Origin of the sequence: Bradyrhizobium sp. Mp27 (assembly GCF_029953005.1) — a bacterium.
In the GTDB taxonomy this organism is placed as follows: Bacteria; Pseudomonadota; Alphaproteobacteria; order Rhizobiales; family Xanthobacteraceae; genus Bradyrhizobium; species Bradyrhizobium barranii.
Window position 1 is genome coordinate 55,267 of record NZ_JASAUS010000018.1, and the last position, 25,171, is coordinate 80,437.

Sequence of the window (25,171 nt, forward strand, 5' to 3'; positions counted from 1 at the left end):
TCGAGGGGTTGAAGTTCAATGGCCGACGTTTCCCTGCGCAAGGTGATCAAGCGTTACGACGATGTCGAAGCCGTGCGCGGCATCGATCTCGATATCTCCGACCACGAATTCATCGTGCTCGTCGGCCCCTCGGGCTGCGGCAAGTCGACGACGTTGCGCATGATCGCGGGACTGGAGGATATCACCGACGGCGACATCATGATCGGCGGCGACGTCGTGAACGACGTGCCGCCCAAGGACCGCGACATCGCAATGGTGTTCCAGAACTACGCGCTGTACCCGCACATGACGGTCGCGGAGAACATGTCGTTCGGGCTGCGCTTGAAGCACTATCCCAAGGCCGAGATCAAGGCGCGGGTGACGGAAGCCGCCCGCCTCCTCGACATCACCGACCTGATCGACCGCAAGCCGAAGCAGCTCTCCGGCGGTCAGCGCCAGCGCGTCGCAATGGGCCGCGCCATCGTGCGCAATCCGAAAGTGTTCCTGTTCGACGAGCCGCTGTCCAATCTCGACGCCAAGCTGCGCGTGCAGATGCGGATCGAGATCAAGAAGGTGCACCAGAAGGTGCGCACCACCACGGTCTACGTCACTCACGACCAGGTCGAGGCGATGACGTTGGCTGACCGCGTCGTTGTGATGAACAAGGGCCGCATCGAGCAGATCGGCACGCCCAACGAGCTCTACCACAAGCCGGCGACGCGCTTCGTCGCCGGCTTCATCGGCTCGCCCGCGATGAATTTCATCCCGTGCCGGCTGGAGGACGTCGGCGGCGCGCTCCAGATCCGCCTCACCGATCGCATCGCTTTTGCGCTGCCACCGGCTCGCGCCGCGCGCTACAACGCGTTGCCGCGCGCCGACAAGCTGCTGCTCGGCCTCCGGCCCGAGCACCTCACCGAGTCGCATGCGCATCTCGGGCCCGGCGTCGAGACCTTCGACACCGTGCTCGACGTCACCGAGCCGATGGGGATGGAGACCCTGGTCTATTTCGGCCTCGACGGCACGCCGGTCTGTGGCCGCGTCGACCCCAACGCCGGCGCCAAGGACGGGGCACCCATGCGTTTGGCGATGGACCTCAACAATATGCACCTGCTAAACGAAGAGACCGGCGTCGTGCTGTGACGCCGTCTCAAGAAACGCAAGCAGGCGGGGAGCGATGGCGACCAACAAGAAGAAGATTTTCGTTACACAAACTTTGTCGCAAGGGGCACGCGCCCTCCTCACCCAGCGGGACGATATCGAGCTCGTCGAGTTTCCGAACCTGATCTCGGCCAAGGATTTCGAAGCCTTGCTGAAGGACCACGCGCCGGTTCACGGCGTGGCGCTTGGTGCCACCGCCTTCGGTGAGACCGAGCTCGAGGCCTCGAAGGACATGAAGGTGGTGACCCGCATCGGCGTGGGTTACGACGCCGTCGACGTGCCCGCCCTCTCCCGCCGCAAGGTGCCGCTGATGGTGGCGGGCAGCGCCAACTCGCCCTCGGTCGCCGAGCAGGCGCTGTTCATGATGCTGACGCTGGCCAAGCGCGCCAACGAGATGCACGCCTGCGTCAAGGATGGCCAATGGGCCAACCGGCTCGGCATGCTGCCGTTCGACCTCTACGGCAAGACCGTGCTGATCATCGGCTTCGGCCGCATCGGCAGTCGCACCGCCAAGCGCTGCCTGGCGATGGAAATGAAGGTGCAGGTCTACGATCCCTACAAGCCTGCCGCCGAGATCAAGGCCGCGGGCTGCGAGCCCGTCGGTGACCTCGACGCCGCACTGCCCAACGCCGACTTCGTCACCATCCATTGCCCGAAGACCCCGGAAACCGTCGGCCTGTTCGATGCGGCGCGGATCGGCCGGATGAAGCCGAAATCCTACCTCATCAACACCGCACGCGGCGGCATCGTGAAGGAGGCCGCGCTATACGACGCCCTGGTCTCCGGCAGGATTGCCGGTGCCGGGATCGACGTGTTCGAGGTGGAGCCGCCGCCGGTCAGCAACGCGCTGTTCGCGCTGCCCAACGTCATCATGGCCCCGCATGTCGCCGGCGTCACCGTCGAGGCGGTGAGCCGCATGAGCGAGCAGACCGCTCGCAATATCCTGAGTGTGCTGGACGGCGATCCCATCCGGCAGAACATTATCAACCAGGACGTGCTCGGCTGAGCCGACCTCCGGGCGGGCGGTTATCCGCCCGCCTCCGGAACGCCAGAATGCGTCCCATTTTGGTGCAGATCGAGCCCCAACTCAGCCTTAATCAAACCCGCGTAATAAGTCCGGCCGCGGCGGCAGTGGGACAGACTTGCCGGCCGCGTCGAGCTGGAGGATGCACCCTTGTCAGAGATCGACCCGACCGACCACGCGCTGGCAACCATCGCCAGCATTTTGGAGCACCCCGAGCCCGTCCGCGAGACCGAGACCGAAATGGTGGTCGCCGGTGAGCAGGTCGTCGCCGACGAGCATCCGATCGCCGACGAGCATGCGACGGTCGACGAGCATGCGGTGCTCGACGAGCACGAGCATCCCGTGGTCGAGGAGCAGCCGCTGGTGCCGGAGCTCACCGATGCCGACGGCTACAGCAAGGTCGGTCCTGGACCGATGGTTGCGATCCGTCTGAAATGGACGGTCCATCGCGGCGATGACGGCCAGTTCTACGTCCACGAGACCATCGGCGAGCAGTCCGCGCCCGTGATCAGCGGCCCGATGACGAGCGAAGCCGCGGTGCATTTCGTCGACGCGCACGAGGACGAGGCACATCGGCGCTTCGAGGAGCTGCGCAGCGAGATCGCCGGCCGCAGCTCGCTCGCCGATTACGAGCGCAGGGGCGAAGCCTAGCGCTCGCGGGGGCCGAGAAAATCCCGCTTCACGAGCTCGACGCCGGCATGCCGGAGCAAGTCGTAGGACGTCGTGACGTGAAAGAAGAATTGCGGGACGCTGAACGTCAGCAGCAGCGTCCGCCCGGTAAAGGGCAGCTCGGTCCCGTTTTTCAGCCTGAAGAAGACATTCCGTTCCGCCGCACTATCGATCTCGGCGCGCGACAGGCTTTCGATGAACTCGAGTGACGTCGCAATGCGCGCCTGAAGCCCGGCGATGTCGTGCTCCAGCGCCGGCAGCGCCACCGGCTCCTGGTCGGCCAGCAAGGCCGGCGCGACCGTGGCATGGCGGCACGCCTCCCCTATCTGCTGCGCCAAATCGTACATATTCGGCGCCATGCGCATGCCGAGCAGGACGGCCGGATTGAACTTCCGGCTTTCGGCATAGGCGACGCCCTTGTCCAGCAGTGCCGACAGGTTGCGCAGATACGGCACGAAGACACCGACCGAGGCGTCATACATCGAGATCGTCACCCTAATTTCCCTTCAATTCCGCCTCGCCAGCGACGGGCATCTGGTCTAAATCCAGGTTTCAAGAGCTGCACAATGACAGCTCGGGCATGGGTGGAAAAGAGATGATCGTTCGAATCGTGGCGGCTTTGGCCGCGGTCCTGCTGGCGAACTTTTCGGCATATGCGCAGCAGCCGGCGCCGTCGCGCCTCGACGAGATCGTCAAGCGCGGCACTTTGCGCGTCGGCATGACCGGCGACTACAAGCCTTTCACCTATCTGGACAAGGCGACACAGCAGTTCAGCGGCTTCGACGTCGACATGGCGGAGGCGCTCGGCAAGGCGCTCGGCGTCAAGGTCGAATTCGTGCCGACGGCCTGGCCAAAGCTCATGAAGGACTTTGAGGCCGACCAGTTCGACATCGCCATGGGCGGCGTCTCGGTCACGCTCGACCGGCAGAGGAAGGGCTTCTTCTCGACGCCGATCATGCGCGAAGGCAAGACGCCGATCGCGCGCTGCGCCGACGTCGGCAAGTACCAGAGCATCGCCGACATCGACAAGAAGGGCACCCGCATCATCGTCAATCCCGGCGGCACCAACGAGCGGTTCGCGCGCGCCAACATCAAGGACGCCGAGATCAACGTCTTCCCCGACAACACCGTGATCTTCGACGAGATCGCCAAGGGCAACGCCGATTTGATGATGACGGACGCCTCCGAGACCCGCTACCAGCAGAAGCAGCATTCCGGCGTGCTCTGCGCGGTGCATCCCGACAAGCCGTTCGACTTCTCGGAGAAGGCCTACTGGCTCCAGCGCGACATGGCGCTGAAGGCTTTCGTCGACCAGTGGCTGCACATCTCGATGGAGGACGGCAGCTACAGGAAGATCTACGCCGCCTGGTTCGACTAGGGCGTTTTCGAGCGTAGTGGATATCGGTTCGCGTAAGGAAGGAAGAAGGAATCTAGAGCCTCGTTCCGATCTGAACGGAACGACGCTCCAGGCCGCGTCCTCCTGTCGCTAGTCTCGGCCAAATTGTGGACGGGTTCCGGGCATATTGAACCCGGACCAGCCGGACCACGACTCATACGGTGAGAGTGATCTAGATCACTTTTTGCGATCGAACCGGCGCGTAAGCGTTGGTACGGGGACCAGCTGTTCAGGAGACGGAAATGAGGAAGCTGTTGGCCACGGCCGCATTCCTTTTGGCGAGCACCGCTGCGCAGGCGCAGTACACGTTCGAATATGGCGGGCGCACCATCCGCATCGATCCGGACCGCGGCACGGTGCAGATCCCCGGCGTCTACGACAACACCGGCCAGGGCAAGGCGAAGAAAGCCAAGAAGAACGAGACGACCCCGGGCCAGCAGGCGCCCCAACAGGCCAAGGTTGATCCGCAACCGCCGGCCGCTCCGGCGCCAGCTCCCGCCCCTGTCGCGGCGCCGCCCGCAGCCGAACGGGCGCCGGCCGCAGCAGTTCCGCCCCCGCCCGCTCCGCCGCCGTCCGCAACCGCCAGCAACGCGCCGGCCGAGACGGCCATCCTGCCACCGCCCGCACCGCCTCCGGCGCCCGCTCCGGTGGAGCAGCAGGCAGCGCCCGCCGTGGCGCCGCCGCCGGCCCCGACCGTGGCTGCTGCACCTCCGGCGCCGCCTCCAGCCCCCGCTCCGGCGCCGGCCCCCGCACCCGTTCAGGCGGCTGCCGTCGCGCCGCCGGCTCCCACAGCCGCGCCCGCGCGCGATCTCAATTCACCGCTCGGCATCTGGCTGACCGAGGAAAAGGAAGGCAAGGTCCGCATCGAACAGTGCGGCAGCAATCTCTGCGGCTATTCGGTCGACAGCAAATCGAACCAGAACGGCGAACAGGTGCTCATCAACATGAAACCCGCCAAGGACCAGAACAAGGATCAGAAATGGTCCGGCCGCATCCTCGATCCCAACACCGGCTCGACCTACGATTCCACGATCGCGATGAAGGGCACCGACCGCCTGCGCGTGCAGGGTTGCGCCTTTGGCGGCATGTTCTGCGGCGGCCAGACCTGGACGCGCGTGAACTGAGTCCGACTTCGACGTTCGAACCGAGACAAGGGGCCCGCGATCCGGGCCCCTTTGCTTTTGTCCGCGATCTCTTTGCGGAGTGCGCCACCTCACTGAGCCCCTTGCGCACGCGACAGCCCTCACATCGCGGGTTCCGCGCTCATGCCACGATCCCCCCATGGTCGACCAACGGGGCGTGTCATGAATGGATTTCGCAAAGGTCTCTTCGCCAGCATTGTCGCCATCGCCGTCCCGCTGACGCAGGCGGGCGCGGCGACCTCCACCTTCGACGGCGCATGGAATGTCCGCATCTCATCATCGAGCGAGACTTGCGGTAACGGCGCAACGGTCTCGATCGGCATCAGCAACGGTCAGATCGCATCGAGCAGCGCTGCGGTTTCAGCATCCGGCCGCGTTGCCGATGCCGGCAGCATCAACGTCACCTTGAGCACCGGGATCAAACGCGCCGTCGGCTTCGGCCGGCTCAGTGGCACTTCGGGCTCCGGCACATGGCGCGGCACCCTGTGCACGGGCACGTGGACGGCGGAGCTGATGTGATTTGCCGTGTCCCGGACGCGCTGCAACGCGCAGCGTTGCTCCGCAGAGCCGGGACCCAAGGGCACTTGCTTTGAGGAAGCTTGTGGGCCCTGGATCGGCAACGCAGCGCTTACGCGCTGCATTGCATCCGGGGCACGAGAGATTAGCCGAGCGCCGCGCCGTACTCCGCGTCGGTCACCGGCTCCAGCCAGGTCGAATAGACGCCGTCGAGCGCTTCCTGCATGGCGATGTGGCACATGCTGTTGTTGGGCGAGGCGCCGTGCCAGTGCAGTTCACCCGGCGGAATCCAGACGGTGTCACCGGGACGGATCTCCTTGACGGGGCCACCCTTGGTCTGGACGCGGCCGACGCCCGAAATCACGTAGAGCGTCTGCCCAAGCGGATGGTGGTGCCAGTTGGTGCGCGCGCCCGGCTCAAAGGTGACGCGCGAGCAGTTCAGCCGCGCCGGCGCCGGCGCCATGATCACGGGGTCCTGCAACACGGTGCCCGTAAAATTTTCCTTGGGCGCGCGGCGGGTCGGCCGCGTGCCTGCGACGGTGATTTCCATGGGATACCTCGTTTCCTGTTACTTCTTGCTGGCGGCGTAGCGCGCCTTGGTTTCGGCGTTCATGGGATAGAGGCCCGGCAACACCGCGCCGTTGTTCACCTCGTTGACGATCCAGGCTTCCATCCGCTCCTGCTCGACGCCCTCATTGAGCACGTGATCGAGCATCGCCTGCGGGATCAGCACGCAGCCGTCCTGGTCGGCGACCACGATGTCGTTCGGGAACACCGCAACACCGCCGCAGCCGATCGGCTCGCCCCAGCCGACGAAGGTGAGGCCTGCAACCGACGGCGGCGCGGCATAGCCGTCGCACCACACCGGAAGATTGGTGCCGAGCACGCCCTCGACGTCACGTACCACGCCGTCCGTGACGAGTGCGGTCACGCCGCGCTTCATCATGCGCGCGCAAAGAATGTCGCCGAAAATGCCGGCATCGGTGATGCCCATGGCATCGACCACGGCAATACAGCCGTCCGGCATCGCCTCGATCGCGGTGCGGGTCGAGATCGGCGACGACCAGGATTCCGGCGTCGCCAGATCCTCGCGCGCCGGCACGAAGCGCAGCGTGAAGGCGGGCCCGACCAGCCGCGGCAGGCCCGGACGCAGCGGACGCGCGCCGCGCATCCACACGTTGCGCAGGCCCTTCTTCAGCAGGACCGTGGTGATGGTGGCAGTGGTGATGCCGGCGAGGGTCTTGCGGGCTTCGGGGGACAGCGACATGGACGAGAACGAGCTCCGGATGGGCGGGAAAGAACGCGCGCATCTTGCGAGCCGCAGCCCTTGCGTCAAGGGCCAAAGAGCCAGCAAGAACGCAGGGCCGCTGGGCTGTTATGCGACGCGATAACAACGCTTTATCGTTTCCCCTTGCATTAATTTATTGGACTTGCGGGCGCATTTACGCGAAGCAGGGAAAAGCGGAACTCAAGGCTGAGCCCGCATTTCCTGAGAAGCCCGATTTCGACAGCCCTTCGACAGCTCATGGCCGCGACGCTTCCCCCGCCCCGCCTTCTGCCCAGTGGCGACAGCGCCGTCACGGTCGAATTCAGCCGCACCATCGATGACGCCGCCAACGAGCGCGTGCTCGCGCTCGACAAGGCGCTCGCGGCAAGCCCCATCGACGGCATCACCGAGACCGTTCCCACCTATCGCTCGCTGCTGGTGCATTACGATCCCGGCAAGATCGGCTTCGACGCGCTCGGCGAAAAGCTGCTTGCGCTCGCCAGCCAGCCGCTGCCGCCGGCCACGAAGGCGCGGCGCTGGCGCATTCCCGTCGCCTATGGCGGCGAACACGGTATCGACCTCGAGGATGTCGCCAAGGCGCTGAACACCACGCCCGACGACATCGTCGCCCGTCACGTCGCCGGCGACTACCGCGTCGCCATGATCGGTTTCACCCCGGGCTGGTCCTATCTCAGCGGCCTCGACAAATCGCTGCACATGTCGCGGCGGCAGAGCCCGCGGCTGTTCACGCCCGCCGGCACGATCTCGATCGGCGGCATCCAGGCCGGCATCCAGTGCCTGGCCGCGCCAAGCGGCTGGCACCTGCTCGGCCGCACGCCTGTCAGAACCTATCAACTCCACCGGAATCCGACCTTTCTCACCGAACCCGGTGATCGCGTGACGTTTTTCGCCATCGACCACAAGACCTTCGAGGAACAGGATCGCGCCGCCGAGGCCGGCGAGATCATTGCCGAGCAGGTGGTCGCATGAGCCGGCTCGTGATCGCCAGCATCGGTCCCGCAAGCTCCGTCCAGGACGGCGGCCGCCACGGCGCGCAGCGCTACGGCCTGACGGTCAGCGGTGCGATGGACCGTCTGTCGCTGGCGGCAGCGAACACGCTGGTCGGCAACGAGCCGTTCGCGGCCGTGGTCGAGATCGGCCCTTTCGGCGCCACGTTCACCGCCAAAGACGGCGCCGTGCGCGTCGCGATATCAGGCGCGCCGCGCAATGCAGACGTCGCCGGTAAGCCGGTGGCCATGGACACGTCAGTGACGCTCAGGGACGGCGAGACGCTGACGCTGGGCTTTGCCCGCGGCGGCGCGTTCACGTATCTGGCGATCGAAGGCGGGATCAAAGGCGAACTGGTGTTCGGCAGCCTTGCGGTGAACGCCCGCGCCGGCCTCGGCAGCCCCTACCCACGCCCGCTGCAGGCCGGCGATGAATTCGCGGTCGATACGGCGAGCGGCACGCCCGAGCTGCGCATCGAGCTGCCGAAGCCTGCAACAGGCCCGATCCGCGTCCTGCTCGGACCGCAGGACGACGAGTTCGACGACACCAACAAGGCGCTGTTCCTCGATAGCGAGTGGAAGATCTCGGCGACCTCCGACCGCATGGGCTACCGGCTCGAGGGGCCGGCGATCAAGCATCTGCATGGCCACAACATCGTCTCCGACGGCACCGTCAACGGCAGCATCCAGGTCCCCGGCAACGGCTCGCCGATCGCGCTGATGATGGATCGCGGCACGTCCGGCGGCTATCCGAAGATCGCAACCGTGATCACGGCCGATGTCGGCCGCCTCGCGCAGACCTCGGCGGGAACCGCGTTCCGCTTCCTCGAGGTCACGATGGCCGAGGCGCAGGAGGAGGCGCGCAAGTTCGCGCAACTCATCCGCAACCTGCCCGATCGCCTGCGCTCTTCCGATACCGTCGAGCTCAACATCGAGGCGCTGAGCGATGCTAATGTCGCGGGCTATGCGGTGAGCGCCATGGATGCCGGGACCTGGCAGGTCACGGCGGAGCCGTAAGCCACAAGACGACCAGAGGCGGAGAGCACCCCATGAAGACGATCGATCTCAATTGCGACCTCGGCGAAGGTTTTGGCGCGTGGGAGATGGGCAACGACGCTGCGATGATCGACTTGGCCAGCTCGGTCAACGTCGCCTGCGGCTTCCATGCCGGCGACCCCGACATCATGCGCCGGACGGTCGAGCTCGCGAAGGCGCGCGGCGTCTCGATCGGCGCCCATCCCGGCTATCGCGACCTGCACGGTTTCGGCCGGCATCCGATCGCGGGCCTGAAGGCCTCCGAGATCGAGAACCTTGTCGCCTACCAGATCGGCGCCCTGCAGGCGATCGCGACCGCGGCCGGCCACAAGGTTACGCATGTGAAGGCGCACGGCGCGCTCTCCAACGTCGCCTGCGAGGACGACATGACGGCCAAGGCGATCGCCGCCGGCATCAGGGCGGTCGATCCGAGCCTGATCTTCGTCGTGCTCGCCAACTCAAAACTGGTGAAGGCCGGCGAAGACGCCAATCTGCCGATGGTGCACGAGGTGTTCGCCGACCGCGCCTATGAGGACGACGGCAACCTCGTCTCGCGCAAGAAGCCCGGCGCGGTGCTGCACGATGCCAAGGCGATTGCCGATCGCGTGGTGCGCATGGTGCAGGACGGCGCGGTGGTCTCGGTGACAGGCAAGGTGATCAAGATGCGCACGGACACGGTGTGCATCCACGGTGACACGCACGGCGCCGTCGAGATCGCGCGCACGCTACGTCAGGCGTTGAAGGATGCGGGGATCGAGGTCGCGCCGTTCAAGCGCGGGGCGTGATCAGAACGGGTGCACCGAGAGCGTGCCGAACACGATGGCCGCGATGACCGCGAAGGCGCTGTAGAGCCCAACGTGATGCATGCTCGCCCCGGTCCGACGCGAGAGCGAGCGCGCGTAGAAGTGCAGCCTGGCTTCCGCCGATAGTTCGCGCATGGTCGATCTCCAACGCCCCATTTGTGTGAGTATGAAGGATCAACCCTGGCGGGAGGCAAGATGGCGGCGAAAATAGCGATGGAGGTTCTCTGAAGGCGCCCCGTCGCAGGTGCAAATTCTCTTCACCCGAGGGTTCCGAGAATTTTATTCGTTAAGATCCGAGCCAGCTGGAACCGGCCCGGATGACGGTGGAATGACAGTCGGGCGAAGGCATTCAGACCCCCTCCAAACAAAATTGTCGAAAACAACCCCATGCACAGTAGAAACGGCCCAGCGGCGCGACGCCCGGCGGTTGCGCCGCCGGGACGATTTGCGCTGATCCGAACGCGCCTTAGTAGACGTCAGCCTGGAAGCGGCCCGTCTTCTTGAGCTCGGCGACAAAACTGACGGCCTCATCCGTCGAACGTGCCCCGAACTGCGCGACGATGTCGACCAGTGCGCGCTCGACGTCCTTGGCCATGCGCTTGGCATCGCCGCAGATGTAGAGATGCGCGCCTTCCGCGAGCCAGGTCCACACCTCGCGGCCAACCTCGCGCATGCGGTCCTGCACGTAGAACTTCTTCTCGCCGTCGCGCGACCAGGCCAGCGACATGCGCGTCAGCAGCCCCGAGGTCTTCATCGCATTGAGCTCTTCCTGGTAGAAGAAATCGCAATCGCTGCGCTGATGGCCGAAGAACAGCCAGTTCTTGCCGGGCGCGCCGGTCGCCTTGCGATCGAGCAGGAAGGCGCGGAACGGCGCGATGCCGGTGCCGGGGCCGATCATGATGACAGGCGTCTTCGGATCCTGCGGCAAGCCGAAAGCATGTGCCTTCTGCACATAGACCTTGAGCTTCTCGCCCTCGGCGATGCGTTCGCCGAGGAAGGTCGAGGCCACGCCGATCCGCTTGCGCTTGCCGATGACGTAACGCACGGAGTCCACCGTCAGCGACAGTTTTCCCGGCGTCGCATTGTGCGAGGAGGAGATCGAATAGAGCCGTGGCTGGAGCGGCTCCAGCGCCTCGACGAAGGCCTCCGGATGCGGCCGCGTGCCCGAAAACTTCTGGAGCGCCGCCATGACGTCGAGCGTGGCGGCGTCGCCATCGGGATCCTCGCCCTGCGCCAGCGCCCGCGCCTTCTCGCGCTGCGCCCCGCCGGTGATGAAGGAGATCAGCTCGAACAGCGTGTCGGGCGCCGGCGACAGCGAGACGTCGTCGATCAGCACCTCGCGCAGCGTCTTGCCGTTGACCTTGGTGGTGTGGGAGGCGCCGAGCAGCGCGATGATCTGATCGACGAGGCCGACCTCGTTGCGTGCGAACACGCCGAAGCTGTCGCCGACGACATAGTCGAGCTTGCTCTCGGCGAGATCGAACTCGACGTGATAGGTCTCTTTCTCCGACTTCCCCTTGTTGAGCAGGCGCCGCGACAGGAACGTCGCCGCGACCGGATTGTCGCGCGAGCGGCCGGGCTCGGCGATCGTCACCGTCACGGCCGGCGCCGCCACCGCATCCACCTTGTCAGCCGCCTTGGCCGCCGGCGCCTTGTCCAGCTCCTCGTACAGCGACTTCAGCATCCGCGCGGTTTCCTTGCCGCCGGGGACGCAGAGATTGAGCCGTGCTTCGCTGCGGGTGGCGATCGCCTCCGAATAGTCGTGGCAATTGTAGCCGCACTGGCCGCAATCCTGCTGCGCCATCGCCGCCATCATCTTGCGGCGCACGGGACGGCCTTCGGCGAGCTTCATCCGGTCCGCGATCGGCATGGTCTGGTCGTGCCATGGCGCTTCACCGTCGTCGCCGTCGCCGGCTTGCATGACGGCTGCGCCCTGCTCCGCCGACAGCGGCGTGGCCACATCAGGCGACAACAGCCCGGCAAAGAAGCCGTTGAGCCAGGAGCGCTGCGCATCGGAGAACGGGGCGCTGGCGGGAATGATGTCGAGTTTTGGCGGAGGCGTGATCTGGTTCATGCGGACACCTGTGCATCGGCAAGCTTGCGCAGCGTTTCGCCGTCATGGCGGCGCGCAAAGGACAGGAAGGTCTCGTCGGGCGACGAGCGGTGGGCGATATATGCCTTGAGCAGTCCCTCGACCGTCTTCGGCGCGTCCTCAGCCTTGAGGTCGTGATAAACCTCCTGCCCGACATCCGCATCGGGACCGAACCCGCCGCCGGTGAAGAGGTGATAGCCCTCCACCGTGTCTTCGTCGTTGATCGGCACGCGCGCTCCGATCAGGCCGATGTCGCTGATGTAATGCTGCGCGCAGGAATGATGGCAGCCGGTGACGTGGATGTTGACCGGCTTGTCCATGGCGACGCGCGGCTCGCACCAGTCGCCGATCTCGGCGGCATTGCGCTTGGTATTGGAAGCCGCGAAACGGCAGCCGGCACTGCCGGTGCAGGCGATCAGGCCGGCGCGGATGTGCGAGGCCTCGACCGCGAGCCCGATCTGCTTGATCGCTGCAACAGCGAGCTCGACATTCTCGTCGCGCACGCCCGATATCAGCAGGTTCTGCCAGACGGTCAGGCGGATCTCACCGTCGCCAAGGTCGCGCGAGACCTTGGCCAAACCCCGCATCTGATCGCAGCTGATCTTGCCGAGCGTCAACGAGACGCCGATCCAGTTCAAGCCGTCCTGCTTCTGCTTGTGCACGCCGATATGCGCCATGCGGTCCGCGGCTGGCCGCGGCGCAAACGCCTCTTCCGGCACGCGCGTGAACGGTGTCTTCAGCCGCTCCTCGACGAGTTTAAGGAAACCGTCGTGGCCCATGGCATCGAGCACGTATTTCAAACGCGCCTTGTTGCGGTTGGTGCGGTCACCGTGATCGATGAACACGCGCACGATGGCGTCGGCGACGGCGGTGGCCTGCTCCGGCTTGACGATGATGTTGGAGTATTTTGCAAAGTCCTTGTGGCCGGTGATGCCGCCGAGGCCGAGGCGGAACCAGACACCGGGCTCGACGCCAAATCCATCCTTCACCTCGAACGCGGTGAAGGCGATGTCGTTGGTTTCCTCCAGGACCGCGATCCTGCCGGCGCCGTCGAAGGCGACGTTGAACTTGCGCGGCAGGCCGTAGAGCGAGCGGTCGTTGAGGATGTGGTAGTGCCACTCGCGAGCATAGGGGCGCGTGTCGATCAGTTCCTGCGGGTCGATTCCGGCCGTCGGCGTCCCCGTCACGTTGCGGATGTTGTCGGCGCCAGAGCCGCGCGAGCACAGGCCGAGGTCCTGGATGCCCTCGATCAGCCTGATCGCGTTCTTCGGCGGGATCTCGCGGAGCTGGAGATTGGCGCGCGTCGTGACGTGACTATAGGGACCGCACAGCTCGTCGGCGAGATCGGCAAGGCCGGACAGCTGCCAGTGCTTCATGATCCCGTTCGGGATGCGCAGCCGGCACATGTAGGAGTCCTGCGTCGGCGCGACGTAGAAGATGCCGTAATAGCGCCAGCGGAAATTGTCCGCAGGGCTCGGCGGCGTGTTGTCGAGCGCCTGCCGCCGCAGTCGCGGATAGGCATCGAAGGGATGCTCGTCGCGCTTGAACTTCTCCTGGTCGGCGAGCTTCTTGCCGGCTGCGATGACCTTGTCCTGCGCCTTGATGTGGACGGCGTCGGGGCCCGTGGGCTCGGCATTGGCCTTGCCGGCGCTGCCGCCGAGACCGCGACCGACCCGGCTGATCTGCAAACCGGTCGTGAAGCCTTCGAGATAGCGTTTCTGCTCGTCGGAGAAGTCGACTGAGAGCGTATCGATTTTCATGGTCGGTAACGAAGCTCCTGCGGCCACCGGGTGGCATCGACGGAAAATTGCGCGACCCGCGAGGAACTCGGCTGGCTCAAGAAGCCGGCTGCGCACCCAACGGTCCGGTCAGCTTCGTTGCTGCGGGACTCGGCTCAGCAGGCGTCTGTGACAAGCTGGCCGCACTGCAACATACAAATTGCGTGCCAGCTTCGATGAAATGAAAATTTCTTTGATTTCAGATGGATACAGACGAGCCCGGAAAATCGCGGTCCGGAACTCTCATGAAATTCGAGCGGGCGGCCCAAAATTTAGCCGATGATCTCTTTCGCACAAAAACAGTGCAGGGTCGAATCAGGCCTTCCAGCGTCCGACCTCGAAGGCCTCAAGGTGCCCCCGGATGTTGCTGGGATCGAAGGCCGGGCCCGCAAATGCCCCGAACGCCGCGGGGGCTTCAGCAGGCGATTGCTGACCGAGGGCTGCGTCGTAGAGGTCGGGCCTGAACACGGCCATCGCCGTCTTGACGCCGTCCGGCGTCAGTGCGGTCTGCCCCCAGCGCACCATCTGCGCATAGAGCCAGGCCGCCTGGACAGGGTCTGGGCGCCCTGCCCCTTCGCGTCCGACCAGGAGATAGCGACCGCTCTCGCGGAGGGTGCCGTCGGGAGAAATCTTCAGGCGCCCGGTGAGGGTTCGCTGAATGACTTCGGCATCGACGCCGATCCGTTCCGGCTGCGCCAGGATCCGCGCCGCCTCAGGCAGGTTCGCGGGGTTCTCGATGAACTCGGCGCCCTTCACGGCCGCGCGCACCAGCGCTGCCACCACATCCGGATGCTTGTCGGCCCAGACCTGACGAACCGCCAGCACCTTCTCTGCCGCGCGCACGAGAATGTCGGAGACGAAATGCAGGATGTGGCCGATGCCGAGATCGACCGCGACCGAGTTCCAGGGCGCGCCGACGCAGAACGCATCGACATGGCCATTGGCGAGGCTATCGACCATGTAGGGCGGCGGCAGCACCACGAGGCGCACATCCTCGTCCGGATCGACGCCGGCCGCCGCCATCCAGAACCGCAGCTGGTAATTGTGGGTCGAGAACGGGAAAGTCATGCCGAAGGTCAGCGGATCGGCACCTAGCTTGCGCCGCTTCGCGACGACCTTCGCCAGCGCTTTCGCCGTGACCAGCGGATCAAAGCGGTCGCCGTCGATCTCCTCCATCAGCGCGGCATGGAGCGCCGGCGAGACCGTGATCGCGTTACCGTTGATGCCGAGGTTGAAGGGCGCCGCGATCGGCACCTTGACGTGGCCAAGCCCAAGCGAGGACGCGATCGCCACCGGCGCCAGCAGATGCGCGGCGTCGAACAGGCCGATATTGAGCTTGTCGCGCACGTTGGACCAGGAGACCTCGCGCACCAGCTCGACCTCGAGCCCTTCGGCGGCGGCAAAGCCCTTGTCGACGGCCACGATCAGGGCGGCGGCATCGACCAGCGGGATGAACCCGATGCGGAGGGGACCGGTCATTTCAGCATCTCCGACGCGGTGATGATCGACTGCGCGATCTCGCCGATTTTCTTCTTCTCGCGCATCGCCGTGGAGCGCAGCAGCACGTAGGCCTCGTCCTCGGTGAGGCCCTTGACCTTCATCAAAATTCCCTTGGCCTTCTCGATGATCTTGCGGTCCTCGAGCTGCGACTTGGTGCGCTCCAGCTCCTCCTGGAGTTTTGCGAAGGCGTTGAAGCGGGACACGCAGAGGTCGAGGATCGGCTTGATGCGCTCCTTCTTCAACCCGTCGACGATGTAGGCGGATACGCCCGCCTCCACGGACGCCTGGATTGAGGCTGAATCGCTCTGGTCCACGAACATCGCGATCGGCCGCTTCACGGCGCGGCTAACCTGGAACATCGCCTCAAGCACGTCGCGGCTGGGGTTTTCCAGATCGATCAGGATGATGTCGGGATCCACCGCATAAATACGGGCGAGCAGGCTCTGCATCTCGCGGATATGGACGACCTGCGTGAATCCGGCCTCCCGCAACCCTTCCTCGAGGATCGCAGCCCGGATCGGGCTTTCGTCGACAATCACGATTTTAGGCGACTGTTCGGCGCTCATAGCTCACTCACCACCCGGCGATTCATCCATAGCATGCCGGGGGGCGATGCAAAGGGTTGTAATTATGGGCAATTGGGACTAGCTCACGCCTGTCAATCAGGCAGATGAGATCTGGATCAGACAGCTGCGCCCAAGCTCAGCTTCGACCAGCCAGGGTGTTTCTGGACGCCTGCAGCGAGACGCGCTTTCCTCGGGAGCGAACGCTCCTTTTTGCCGTGACCGGCTCCGTCGGGCGCGTGATCGGAAACGTCTCGCGCATATGCGCGGCGAGCATTACACAATAATCAGTCGCGAAACGCGGCAACGAGCGCCGCTTATCCCATGAGATGGTCAGGGGCTCCTGCAAGGGGCGTCGTCTATGCGTGAGACCGACAATCCTCAATCGGTAACGCCAGCACTGGAGTTGGGAAGGAACGATCGCCACGCCATGGCCAGCCTCGGCGAGTGCCAACAAAGTATGCGGATTACGACTCTCGAACGCGATCGTGGGTTTGAGCCCCGCCATACGGCTTGCCGCATCGAAAGCGCGACGAAATCCGAACCCGCCGTCCAGCAGCAGCAACGGAAACTGAGCGAGATCGGCTATCTCGATGGTACGGTTCGGACCGAGGGCCACCGAGGGGTGGCATCCAGCCAGCAACTGCACAGATCCAAGCGGAAGACTGCCGAAGTGCTGCTCGTCCAACCTGACCGCGTGCAGCAGGTTTTGGCCGAGATGGATTTCGCCACGTTCGAGCATCATCAGTATTTCGCTGCCCGTACCCTCCCTGATCCTTATCTCGACCTTGGGATATCGCTTCGCGTACAGGTGAAGAAATTGCGATAGCACGCTCTCGATGTGCTGCGGCGACCCGGCGATCTTGAGAACTCCCGTGTCGCCTTGACGGAGCAGCTGAGCCTGCTCTTGCAGCGAGCTGACGCTGTTGAGCAGCAGCCGGCAACCTGCAATCAGCTGCTCGCCCTCACCGGTCAACAGAAGACGGCGCCCGACCCGGTCGAACAGCCGCAAGCCGAGCTCCTGCTCGAGACCGATGATTTGCCTGGACAAGGCCGGCTGGGCAACCCGCAGCCGCAGAGCAGCCTTCGAGACGGTGCCGAGCTCGGCCACGGTCAGAAATGTCAGGGCCTGTCGAAGGTTCATGCCCGCTTATACCACCGGAGCATAATCCTTGAGAGAATATATGTATTGGACGCACCTTGAACTCCCGTGGAGAGTCCGGCGCGGCTACCGCTTGCGGCAGTGGCAAAGCATGAAAGGAGGTCCACATGAATTCTCGATGCAGGATCAGTCTCGTCATGTTGACGTGTACCGCATTAGGCGCCTTTGGCAGCCGTGCGCTCCATGGTGAAACGACTCCGCCCGCTTACCTGATCGGCCAAATCGACATCTCCGATCCCGACGGCTACGCCAGGGAATATCTCCCCAAGGCGCGGGAGATCATCAAGGCCCATGGCGGGAAACTGGTTGCTGCCGCGGGCGCGGCGGCGACCGGTGCACAGGTCATTGCCGTTGATGGAAATCCACCCAAACGCGTGGTGATCTACATGTATCCGAGCATGGAGGCGCTTCAGGACTGGCGAAACGATCCGGCCTACGTGCAAGTTCGAGCCGTGGGCGAGAAATACGCCACGTACCATACCTTTGCCGTCGAGGGCGCCGCCAACTAGCCCGATCGTCAACAGCAGGCGACGTCCAGGCACACAGCCTGACGCGGCTGCCGCCAGCCATGTCTCATTTTACCGCCGCCGGAACAGCCGAAGCGGTTGAATTTTGTCTTCGGATCAATTAGTTGGAACGCAATTCCGAACAATTCAGCTACAGGTTCCAGGCGATACATGGAAAAAGCGCCGCGTATTTCTTTTACCAGCCTCGGGTGTCCCAAGGCATTGGTGGATTCCGAGCGCATCATCACGCGCCTGCGCGCCGAGGGCTATGAGCTCGCCCGCAGGCATGACGGGGCCGACATCGTCATCGTCAATACGTGCGGCTTCCTCGACAGTGCCAAGCAGGAATCGCTCTCTGCGATCGGCGAGGCCATGGCCGAGAACGGCAAGGTGATCGTGACCGGTTGCATGGGCGCGGAACCCGAGCAGATCGAGCAAGCCTATCCCGGCGTGCTCTCCATCACCGGCCCGCAGCAATATGAGAGCGTGCTGGACGCCGTGCACCGCGCGCTGCCGCCCGCCCACAATCCGCATCTCGATCTGGTGCCGCCGCAGGGCATCAAGCTGACGCCGCGCCACTACGCGTACTTGAAGATCTCCGAGGGCTGCAACAACCGCTGCACCTTCTGCATCATCCCGAAGCTGCGCGGCGATCTCGTCTCGCGTCCGGCCAATGACGTGCTGCGCGAGGCCGAGCGCCTCGTCGGCGCCGGCGTCAAGGAGCTGCTGGTGATCTCGCAGGACACCTCGGCCTACGGCGTCGATCTCAAATACGCCGAGAGCCCGTGGAAGGATCGCCAGGTCCGCGCCAAATTCCTCGACCTCGCGCGCGAGCTCGGCGAACTCGGCGCCTGGGTCCGGCTGCAATATGTCTACCCCTACCCGCATGTCGACGAGGTCATCGCGCTGATGAACGAGGGCAAGGTGCTGCCCTATCTCGACATCCCGTTCCAGCATGCAAGCCCCGAGGTGCTGAAGGCGATGAAGCGCCCGGCGGCGCAGGACAAGACGCTGGCGCGGATCAAGCGCTGGCGCGAGGAATGTCCCGATCTCGCTTTGCGCTCGACCTTCATCGTCGGCTTCCCCGGCGAGACCGATGCCGACTTCGCCTATCTGCTCGACTGGCTCGATGAAGCTGAGATCGATCGCCTCGGCTGCTTCAAATACGAACCGGTTGCCGGTGCGACATCGAATGCGATCGAGAACCCCGTGCCCGAAGAGATCAAGCAGGAGCGCTACAACGCGCTGATGGCCCGCCAGCAGAAGATTTCCGCGCGCCGGCTGAAGCGCAAGGTCGGCACGCGCCAGCAGATCATCATCGACGAGGTCGGCCCGACGGTTTCAAAAGGCCGCTCCAAGGCCGACGCGCCCGAGATCGACGGCGCGGTTTACCTGTCGAGCCGCCGCCCGTTGCGCGTCGGCGAGATCGTCACCGCGAAGATCGAGCGCGCGGACCAATACGACCTGCACGGCAGCGTCGCGGGATTCTGACGGCGCCAACGATCGCGTCACCTCTCTTGCGGGTCGCTGCAACCGGATATGAAGAAGGTCGTCATGCCCGGGCTTGTCCCGGGCATCCACGTTCTTCGTGCCACTGGGCAATGCGTGGATGGCCGGGACAAGCCCGGCCATGACGCTGTGGAAGCCTCAGTGCCTCAAGCTTGCAGGGAGCAGACCGTCGCTCGGCCATTTCGGCACCCAGCGCTCCGGGCGCCGGGCCCGCGCGAGATCGGCCTGCGCTTCGGTCAGTTTTGCGGGCTCGCCGTCGATGATCGGGCGCACATCCTATTCGAAATTCGTCATGACGCTTCTCCCGACGCCTGCCGTCCGTCATGCGCGGAAAACACCTCCTTGGCTGCGAACAGCCCGTTCACCGCTGCCGGGAAGCCCGCATAGACGGCCATCTGCATGATGATCTCCACGATCTCGTCGCGAGACAGCCCGACGTTCAGACCCGCCTCGATATGCACCTTGAGCTGGGGCGCGGCATTTCCGAGCGCCGTCAGCGCGGCGATCGTCGCGATCTCTCGATCGCGCAGGCCGAGGTCCGGGCGGCTGTAAATGTCGCCGAAGGGAAACTCGATCACGTATCGTGCGAAATCCGGAGCGATGTCGGCGAGTGAGGCGACGACCTTTTCGCCGGCTCTGCCGTCAATGCGTGACAGGGCCCGCTGGCCGCGATCGAAGCGGCTTTCGGCTTGTGTTTGGGCGTGCGTCATTTTCCTTCGTCCTCTGTTCGTCGCCGGCATAGCCGGCGATCTTGGTATCAAGGACGAGCAGGCATTCCTGGAGTTCGGCAATCTGCGTGCGAACCTGTTCCCGGTGGATTTCCAGCATCTGCCGCCGGGCTGGCCCGGTGGCTTCGCCTTCATCACGAAGCGCCGCATAACGCAACATGTCCCGGATCGGCATTCCCGTGGTCTTGAGCCGATCGAGGAATGCGATCCATGTGAGAATCGATGCGTCGAAGTCACGCTGGCCGGAACGATCCCGGTCTGCGTATGGCAGCAACCCGATGCGCTCATAATAACGCAACGTGTGAGCCGACAAGCCGGTCCGTTTTGCGAGGTCGCCGATCTTCATGTGTGCCCGTTCTCGTACTGACGCACGTACAGATACCCCTTCGAGCGCACTCTAAGTCAAGGGGGATCGCAAGGGGAATCGAAGGCGCCGTTCCCGCGCGGTCAAGATGGCACGACAGCAGAAGATTTCGGCGCGCCGGCTGGGCGGCAGCATCGCGGGATTCCGAGCTTCAGGATGCCACCAGCCATTTCGGCACCCAGCGCTCCGGCCTTGGTGCGCGCGCGAGGTCGGCCTTTGCTTCGGAGAGCTGCGCCGGCTCCCCGTCGATGATCGGGCGCACATCGTATTCGAAGTTCGGCATGACGCGGCCGTCGGCATAGAGGCCGAATTTCATCGCGTACCACAGCCCGAGCTCGGGCTGTGCCTTGCGCATCCCCTCGCGCAGATCGCGCAGCAGGGATTCGATCGAGGCGGCCTCCTCGAACGGCTGCGGGCCGAGGGTCAGGACGCGGGCCTCGTACTGCTTGCCGACGATCGCGACCTCGAAGCGCGTCTTGTCCCAGGGCTTCTTGCCCTTGGGCAGATGCGCGGCGAGCCGCCAGCCGAGCTCGGCCATCAAGCGATGATTGGCCCAATAGTCTTCGCGATCCCGGCTCCATTTTTCCACGAAGCCGCGAAAGTCGGGAAGCTCCGCGGCGCCGTCGTCACACGCCGCCTTGTCGCCGATCGGCTGTCCCGCAAGCCATTTCGCGAGCTCGTCGGTCTGGCACTCGACCTCGTCATGCGGCTTGAGATCGCTCCAGGCCTTGTCGAATTGCTGCGACGTCAGCTTCGCCAGCAAACCGTCGAGGCTCGGCGCGAGCAGCTCGTAGTCGCCCTCGGAGCCCAGCCCCACGATCGGCGGATTGTCGCGATCAAGACCTGCGCCATACCAGCCGCCGACGGCCGAGCCATCCGGCAGCCGCATGAACAGTGAAAACCTGTCGCGCAAGGGACTGCCATCGAAGATCGGCGCCTGATCGGAGAACTGGCCTTGCAGGGAGAAACGGCCGACGCTGCCCCACGGGCGCCCGTTCAGCCAATCGGCAAAGTCGACCAGCAGGGATGGCGCCTCGATGCCCGGCGGAAACGCGCCGCGAATGCTGTCGAGGTCGATCGGGTAAGGCGTATCGGACAAGGTCTTCAAACTATCTGGTTGGTCCCGCCTTCTTGGTCTGATCCGTGATGCATTCGGTTCGAACCAAGTCGCGTCCTTCGATCACAAACGCGCTAGAGGCGCAATGGTTTCGATGTGGAAAACAATGAAACACGCTGAAACATCAAGGATTCTCTTCAAGCTGTCTGCGATCGGCATCGAAATGGCCGTCTTCGCCCTGTCCGCCCCCGCCACTGCGCGATCGCCGTCGGCCGCGCAGGCACGCCAATGGTGCTATGACGATGACGACGGGGACCGCGAGGACCAGCGCATCGCCGGGTGCTCGGCCATGCTCAAGGCCGATCCCTCGAATGTGCGGGCGCTGGCCAATCGCGGCGAGATGTTTCGGCGAAAAGGCGACACCGAGCGTGCCCTGGCGGACTTCAACCGCGCCATCGATCTCGATCCGAAAGACGCCGACCTCTGGTACAATCGCGGCATCGCCCATGACGATCTCGGCGACACCGACCACGCCATTGCCGACTACACGCGCGCCATTCGGCTGAATGCCCGCGACGCGCTCTACTACAACAACCGCGGCAATTCCCACATCCACAAGAACGACTACAAGCGTGCGATGGCCGACCACGATCAGGCCATCAAGCTCGACCCTAATTTGCGCTGGTATATTTCAATCGCGGCACTGCCTATCGCAACCATGGCGACGACGCTCGCGCGCTGTCGGATTTCGATCAGTCAATCAAGCTCGACCCGAATTACGGCGCGGCCTACGGCAACCGCGCACGCGTCTTCCGCGACCGCGGCGACCGCGCGCGTGCGCTGGCCGACTTCGCAAAATCGCTTCAGCTCAGTCCGAACAACGATCGCGATTTCTTTGCGCGCGCGAACATGTATTTCGACACCCACGACTATGCGCAGGCGCTGGAGGATTACGATCGCTCGATCAAGGCCAATGCGAGCTATCCGGGCGTGTTCAATTCGCGCTGCATGACGCGTGCGATCCTTGGCCGCCTGCAGGAGGCGCTGGCCGATTGCGAGCAGTCGCTGCGGATGGCTCCCAACGACCCCTATACGCTGTACAGCCGCGCCCTCACGTATCTGAAGCTCGGCAATCTCGACGCGGCGATTGCGGATTACGACGCGGCGCTGAGCGCAAAGCCCGAGCTCGACGGCTCCCTCTACGGCCGCGGACTGGCGAAGCGAAAGAAGGGCGACAGCGAAGGCGCCGAGCAAGACCTCGCGGCCGCCAAGGCTATCAACGCCGGCATCGCGGACAGTTTTGCGCGCTACGGCGTTCAGTGACGTGCTCCGGTCTCGCCGATGCACGCCGGACAGGTGTTCTTCAAAACGCCCGCTTGACAAGCCCTGCCCTTCGGCTGTAGGGACCCGCCCCATGATCAACGCTCGGACCCATCAGCGCACCGAAATGCTCCGCCGTCGCTTCCGCGACGACGAGAGGGTGCGCCATGTCCGACGACGCCGCTGAACCACTGAATTCAGCCGAGTTTTCGCAAAGGCCGCACCCGCAAGGTGCGGCCTTTCTGCTTTTTGCGCCCCTTTTCCACCCCGTCCCCACAGGAGTTCGACATGACCACGCATCCGTATGACGCGCTGATGGACATCACCGCACGGCCCAAGGCCGTGTTCGTCCGCGGCGCAGGCTCCTACCTCTGGGACGACAGCCGCAAGCGCTATCTCGATTTCGTGCAGGGCTGGGCCGTCAACTGCCTCGGTCACTCCCCGCCCGCAATCGCCGATGCGCTTTCAGCGCAGGCCAAGCGGCTGCTGACGCCGAGCCCGGCGTTCTACAACGAAACGAGCCTGAAGCTTGCCGAGCGGCTTGTCGCAAACAGCGCGTTCGACCAGGTGTTCTTTGCCAACTCGGGCGCGGAAGCCAATGAGGGCGCGATCAAGCTCGCGCGCAAATACGGCAGCCTGCACAGGAACGGCGCGTTCGAGATCATCAGCTTCGCAGGCGGCTTCCACGGCCGGACGCTGGCGACGATGTCCGCCTCGGGCAAGAAGGCGTTCGAGCCGCTGTTCGAGCCGAAGGTTGCCGGCTTCAAGAAGGCGAAGCTGAACGACATCGCCTCGGTCGAGAAGCTGATCAACGACAACACCGTCGCGGTGATGCTGGAGCCGATTCAGGGTGAATCCGGCGTGTGGCCCGCGACCGATCAGTTCCTGAAGGAGCTGCGCGCGCTCACCGACGCGCACGGCCTGCTGCTCATTTTTGACGAGATCCAGACCGGCATGGGCCGGACCGGAAAACTCTTCCACCACGAGCACACCGGCATAGCGCCCGACATCATGACGCTCGGCAAAGGCATCGGCGGCGGCGTGCCGCTCGCGGCCCTGCTGGCAACCGAACGCGCGTCCTGCTTCGAGCACGGCGATCAGGGCGGAACCTTCAACGGCAACCCGATCATGTGCGCGGCGGGGCTCGCGGTACTGGAGGAGATCAGCAAGCCGGACTTCCTGAAGACGGTCACCGAGACCGGCCTACTGCTCGAAAGCGAGTTGCAGAAGGTCTCGGCCCGGCACGGCCTCGGCGGCGTGCGGGGACGTGGCCTGCTGCTCGCGCTCGACCTCAAGCTGCCGATCGCGCCAGGCATCGTGGCGCAGGCGTTCGAGGCCGGCGTGCTCCTGAACGCACCGCAGCTCGACACGCTGCGCTTCATGCCGGCGCTGAACGTCATGAAGGGAGAGATCGCCGAGATGATCGATTGTCTCGACGGGATTTTGACCAGGGCCGGCGCGGCAAGACGCGTGGCGTAAACGCCCTCGCCGTCATGGCCGGGCTTGTCCCGGCCATCCACGCCTTGAGGCGCGGCACAAAGAACGTGGATGCCCGGGACAAGCCCGGGCATGACGACTTTGACGGAGCAACTTGCTACGGCTTCAGGATCGACGCGCCGGTGGTCTTGCGGCTTTCGAGATCGATATGCGCCTTGGCGGCGTCCTTGAGCGCGTAGGCGTGGTTGATCGGCACGTGCAGCTTGCCGTTGATGACGGCGGCGAACAGCGTGTCGGCGCCTTCCAGCAGCTCCTTGCGCGTGCCGACGTAGTCGTTCAGCTTCGGCCGCGTCGCAAACAGCGAGCCGTGATTGTTGAGCTCGGCGATCGAGAACGGCGGCACGGGCCCCGAGGCATTGCCGAACGAGACAAACATGCCGCGCGGCTTCAGGCAGGACAGCGAGCCCGGGAAGGTCGCCTTGCCGACGCCGTCATAGACCACGTCGCAGCCCTCGTTGCGGCTGATCTGCTTCACGCGCGCGACGAAATCCTCCTCATTGTAGAGGATGACGTGGTCGCAGCCATTGGCCTCCGCAAGCTCCGCCTTCTCGCGCGAGCCGACCGTGCCGATGACATGGGCCCCGAGCGCCCTCGCCCATTGGCAGGCGAGCAAGCCGATGCCGCCGGCCGCGGCATGGATCAGCACGCGATGATGCGGCTCGACCTTGAAGGTCTTGTGCAGGAGATACCAGACCGTCAGCCCCTTCAGCATCAGCACGGCGCCCTGCTCGTGCGTGATGTGGTCGGGCAGCTTGACCAGCTTCTCCCAGGGGATGTTGCGCTCGCCGGTATAGGCACCGAGATTGTGGTAGTAGGCCACGCGGTCGCCGGGATGAAAATGCGTCACGCCGGGCCCGACGGCGATGACCTCGCCCGACGCCTCGTTGCCGGCGATGAAGGGCAGCCCCGGCGCCTTGTAGAGGCCGGTGCGATAATAGACGTCGATGAAGTTCAGCCCGACCGCATGCTGGCGGATGCGCACCTCGCCGGAAGCCGGCGCCGGGACATCGACGCTCTCATAGACCAGGGCTTCGGGGCCTCCGACCTTGTGCACACGGACGGCTTTGGTCATCACCTGACCTCCTCTTCTCGCGGCTCA

27 protein-coding genes and 2 pseudogenes are annotated in these 25,171 nt (G+C 64.6%); 15 read left to right on the forward strand and 14 right to left on the reverse strand.

The window, feature by feature from the left end; genetic code table 11:
* Positions 1 to 18: 18 nt before the first annotated feature.
* The 3 genes from ugpC (at position 19) to QJT78_RS13040 (ending at position 2,812) form a co-directional block, all read left to right on the forward strand.
* The gene (ugpC, locus tag QJT78_RS13030; RefSeq protein ID WP_028147849.1) at positions 19 to 1,119 is read left to right on the forward strand and encodes a sn-glycerol-3-phosphate ABC transporter ATP-binding protein UgpC; all 1,101 of its coding nucleotides are present in this window, start codon (positions 19 to 21) and stop codon (positions 1,117 to 1,119) included.
* Between the two features lie 34 nt (positions 1,120 to 1,153).
* On the forward strand, positions 1,154 to 2,143 hold the full coding sequence (locus QJT78_RS13035; protein ID WP_028147850.1) for a hydroxyacid dehydrogenase: 990 nt from the start codon (positions 1,154 to 1,156) through the stop codon (positions 2,141 to 2,143).
* Positions 2,144 to 2,311: 168 nt separating this feature from the next.
* Positions 2,312 to 2,812 carry a hypothetical protein gene (locus QJT78_RS13040; protein WP_038943566.1) on the forward strand — a complete coding sequence of 167 codons (501 nt, stop codon included), beginning with the start codon at positions 2,312 to 2,314 and terminating at the stop codon, positions 2,810 to 2,812.
* Here the strand turns inward: QJT78_RS13040 and QJT78_RS13045 are convergent.
* Entirely contained in the window at positions 2,809 to 3,312 is a 504-nt protein-coding gene (locus QJT78_RS13045; RefSeq protein WP_038943567.1) for a DUF1993 domain-containing protein, read from the reverse strand. The two genes, QJT78_RS13040 and QJT78_RS13045, sit on opposite strands and share 4 nt — an antisense overlap.
* Positions 3,313 to 3,425: 113 nt before the next feature.
* Here QJT78_RS13045 and QJT78_RS13050 point away from each other — a divergent pair, with 113 nt between their 5' ends.
* The 3 genes from QJT78_RS13050 (at position 3,426) to QJT78_RS13060 (ending at position 5,887) form a co-directional block, all read left to right on the forward strand.
* The gene (locus QJT78_RS13050; RefSeq protein WP_038943568.1) at positions 3,426 to 4,208 is read left to right on the forward strand and encodes a transporter substrate-binding domain-containing protein; all 783 of its coding nucleotides are present in this window, start codon (positions 3,426 to 3,428) and stop codon (positions 4,206 to 4,208) included.
* 260 nt (positions 4,209 to 4,468) lie between these two features.
* Positions 4,469 to 5,350 carry a DUF2147 domain-containing protein gene (locus QJT78_RS13055; RefSeq protein ID WP_028147854.1) on the forward strand — a complete coding sequence of 294 codons (882 nt, stop codon included), beginning with the start codon at positions 4,469 to 4,471 and terminating at the stop codon, positions 5,348 to 5,350.
* 180 nt (positions 5,351 to 5,530) lie between these two features.
* Positions 5,531 to 5,887 (forward strand): hypothetical protein, encoded by a 357-nt coding sequence (locus QJT78_RS13060; protein ID WP_028147855.1) that lies wholly within the window; start codon positions 5,531 to 5,533, stop codon positions 5,885 to 5,887.
* Positions 5,888 to 6,029: 142 nt separating this feature from the next.
* On the opposite strand, the gene QJT78_RS13065 is transcribed toward QJT78_RS13060, so the two are convergent.
* Positions 6,030 to 6,434 (reverse strand): cupin domain-containing protein, encoded by a 405-nt coding sequence (locus QJT78_RS13065; RefSeq protein ID WP_014495201.1) that lies wholly within the window; start codon positions 6,432 to 6,434, stop codon positions 6,030 to 6,032.
* Positions 6,435 to 6,452: 18 nt separating this feature from the next.
* Positions 6,453 to 7,151 (reverse strand): ribonuclease activity regulator RraA, encoded by a 699-nt coding sequence (locus QJT78_RS13070; RefSeq protein ID WP_008129640.1) that lies wholly within the window; start codon positions 7,149 to 7,151, stop codon positions 6,453 to 6,455.
* Positions 7,152 to 7,409: 258 nt separating this feature from the next.
* Between QJT78_RS13070 and pxpB the strand changes: the two genes are divergently transcribed.
* From pxpB to QJT78_RS13085, 3 genes are read left to right on the forward strand one after another with little or no spacing between them, the layout of a single operon-like run.
* Positions 7,410 to 8,141 carry a 5-oxoprolinase subunit PxpB gene (gene pxpB, locus QJT78_RS13075; protein ID WP_014495199.1) on the forward strand — a complete coding sequence of 244 codons (732 nt, stop codon included), beginning with the start codon at positions 7,410 to 7,412 and terminating at the stop codon, positions 8,139 to 8,141.
* Positions 8,138 to 9,175: a biotin-dependent carboxyltransferase family protein gene (locus QJT78_RS13080; RefSeq protein WP_038943575.1), complete on the forward strand. Its 1,038-nt coding sequence runs from the start codon at positions 8,138 to 8,140 to the stop codon at positions 9,173 to 9,175. Before pxpB ends, QJT78_RS13080 begins: the two co-directional genes overlap by 4 nt.
* A 32-nt stretch (positions 9,176 to 9,207) precedes the next feature.
* The gene (locus QJT78_RS13085) at positions 9,208 to 9,978 is read left to right on the forward strand and encodes a 5-oxoprolinase subunit PxpA (RefSeq protein WP_028147857.1); all 771 of its coding nucleotides are present in this window, start codon (positions 9,208 to 9,210) and stop codon (positions 9,976 to 9,978) included.
* On the opposite strand, the gene QJT78_RS13090 is transcribed toward QJT78_RS13085, so the two are convergent.
* The 6 genes from QJT78_RS13090 to QJT78_RS13115 all read right to left on the reverse strand — a co-directional run bounded on the left by QJT78_RS13090 (position 9,979) and on the right by QJT78_RS13115 (position 17,073).
* A complete protein-coding gene (locus QJT78_RS13090; RefSeq protein WP_014495196.1) occupies positions 9,979 to 10,131 on the reverse strand; it encodes a hypothetical protein in 153 nt (50 codons plus the stop codon).
* A gap of 331 nt (positions 10,132 to 10,462) precedes the next feature.
* Positions 10,463 to 12,070 carry a sulfite reductase subunit alpha gene (locus QJT78_RS13095; protein WP_028147858.1) on the reverse strand — a complete coding sequence of 536 codons (1,608 nt, stop codon included), beginning with the start codon at positions 12,068 to 12,070 and terminating at the stop codon, positions 10,463 to 10,465.
* Positions 12,067 to 13,848, reverse strand: coding sequence for a NirA family protein (locus QJT78_RS13100; protein ID WP_028147859.1), 1,782 nt, complete (start codon positions 13,846 to 13,848; stop codon positions 12,067 to 12,069). Before QJT78_RS13100 ends, QJT78_RS13095 begins: the two co-directional genes overlap by 4 nt.
* A gap of 333 nt (positions 13,849 to 14,181) precedes the next feature.
* The gene (locus QJT78_RS13105; protein ID WP_028147860.1) at positions 14,182 to 15,345 is read right to left on the reverse strand and encodes a CmpA/NrtA family ABC transporter substrate-binding protein; all 1,164 of its coding nucleotides are present in this window, start codon (positions 15,343 to 15,345) and stop codon (positions 14,182 to 14,184) included.
* Positions 15,342 to 15,932 carry an ANTAR domain-containing protein gene (locus QJT78_RS13110; protein WP_027559205.1) on the reverse strand — a complete coding sequence of 197 codons (591 nt, stop codon included), beginning with the start codon at positions 15,930 to 15,932 and terminating at the stop codon, positions 15,342 to 15,344. Before QJT78_RS13110 ends, QJT78_RS13105 begins: the two co-directional genes overlap by 4 nt.
* Before the next feature lie 136 nt (positions 15,933 to 16,068).
* The gene (locus QJT78_RS13115) at positions 16,069 to 17,073 is read right to left on the reverse strand and encodes a LysR family transcriptional regulator (RefSeq protein WP_028147861.1); all 1,005 of its coding nucleotides are present in this window, start codon (positions 17,071 to 17,073) and stop codon (positions 16,069 to 16,071) included.
* Between the two features lie 155 nt (positions 17,074 to 17,228).
* Here QJT78_RS13115 and QJT78_RS13120 point away from each other — a divergent pair, with 155 nt between their 5' ends.
* Together QJT78_RS13120 and rimO are read left to right on the forward strand one after the other, a co-directional pair.
* Complete coding sequence (locus QJT78_RS13120) at positions 17,229 to 17,600, forward strand: DUF1330 domain-containing protein (protein ID WP_244433421.1); 372 nt, start codon at positions 17,229 to 17,231, stop codon at positions 17,598 to 17,600.
* A 168-nt stretch (positions 17,601 to 17,768) separates the two neighbouring features.
* The gene (rimO, locus tag QJT78_RS13125) at positions 17,769 to 19,088 is read left to right on the forward strand and encodes a 30S ribosomal protein S12 methylthiotransferase RimO (RefSeq protein ID WP_028147863.1); all 1,320 of its coding nucleotides are present in this window, start codon (positions 17,769 to 17,771) and stop codon (positions 19,086 to 19,088) included.
* A gap of 156 nt (positions 19,089 to 19,244) precedes the next feature.
* Here the strand turns inward: rimO and QJT78_RS13130 are convergent, their stop codons facing one another.
* The 4 genes from QJT78_RS13130 to QJT78_RS13145 form a co-directional block, all read right to left on the reverse strand.
* Positions 19,245 to 19,379, reverse strand: coding sequence for a hypothetical protein (locus QJT78_RS13130; RefSeq protein ID WP_272481408.1), 135 nt, complete (start codon positions 19,377 to 19,379; stop codon positions 19,245 to 19,247).
* A 17-nt stretch (positions 19,380 to 19,396) separates the two neighbouring features.
* Positions 19,397 to 19,816, reverse strand: a complete 420-nt coding sequence (locus QJT78_RS13135; protein ID WP_028147864.1) for a carboxymuconolactone decarboxylase family protein — start codon at positions 19,814 to 19,816, stop codon at positions 19,397 to 19,399.
* Entirely contained in the window at positions 19,749 to 20,180 is a 432-nt protein-coding gene (locus QJT78_RS13140; protein WP_028147865.1) for a MerR family transcriptional regulator, read from the reverse strand. The genes QJT78_RS13135 and QJT78_RS13140 overlap by 68 nt, the downstream gene beginning before the upstream one ends.
* Before the next feature lie 169 nt (positions 20,181 to 20,349).
* Positions 20,350 to 21,297 carry a hypothetical protein gene (locus tag QJT78_RS13145; RefSeq protein ID WP_038943578.1) on the reverse strand — a complete coding sequence of 316 codons (948 nt, stop codon included), beginning with the start codon at positions 21,295 to 21,297 and terminating at the stop codon, positions 20,350 to 20,352.
* Positions 21,298 to 21,655: 358 nt separating this feature from the next.
* Here QJT78_RS13145 and QJT78_RS13150 point away from each other — a divergent pair.
* The 4 genes and pseudogenes from QJT78_RS13150 to QJT78_RS13165 all read left to right on the forward strand — a co-directional run.
* A pseudogene (locus QJT78_RS13150) lies at positions 21,656 to 21,888 on the forward strand (tetratricopeptide repeat protein); the annotation flags it as partial.
* Between the two features lie 48 nt (positions 21,889 to 21,936).
* Positions 21,937 to 22,077: pseudogene (locus QJT78_RS13155) on the forward strand (tetratricopeptide repeat protein); the annotation flags it as partial.
* An 87-nt stretch (positions 22,078 to 22,164) separates the two neighbouring features.
* Positions 22,165 to 22,578 (forward strand): tetratricopeptide repeat protein, encoded by a 414-nt coding sequence (locus tag QJT78_RS13160; protein ID WP_240537610.1) that lies wholly within the window; start codon positions 22,165 to 22,167, stop codon positions 22,576 to 22,578.
* 285 nt (positions 22,579 to 22,863) lie between these two features.
* Positions 22,864 to 24,054 carry an acetylornithine transaminase gene (locus tag QJT78_RS13165; RefSeq protein ID WP_028147867.1) on the forward strand — a complete coding sequence of 397 codons (1,191 nt, stop codon included), beginning with the start codon at positions 22,864 to 22,866 and terminating at the stop codon, positions 24,052 to 24,054.
* A 115-nt stretch (positions 24,055 to 24,169) separates the two neighbouring features.
* Here the strand turns inward: QJT78_RS13165 and QJT78_RS13170 are convergent, their stop codons facing one another.
* Positions 24,170 to 25,144 carry a quinone oxidoreductase gene (locus QJT78_RS13170; RefSeq protein ID WP_014495182.1) on the reverse strand — a complete coding sequence of 325 codons (975 nt, stop codon included), beginning with the start codon at positions 25,142 to 25,144 and terminating at the stop codon, positions 24,170 to 24,172.
* Between the last annotated feature and the right edge of the window lie 27 nt (positions 25,145 to 25,171).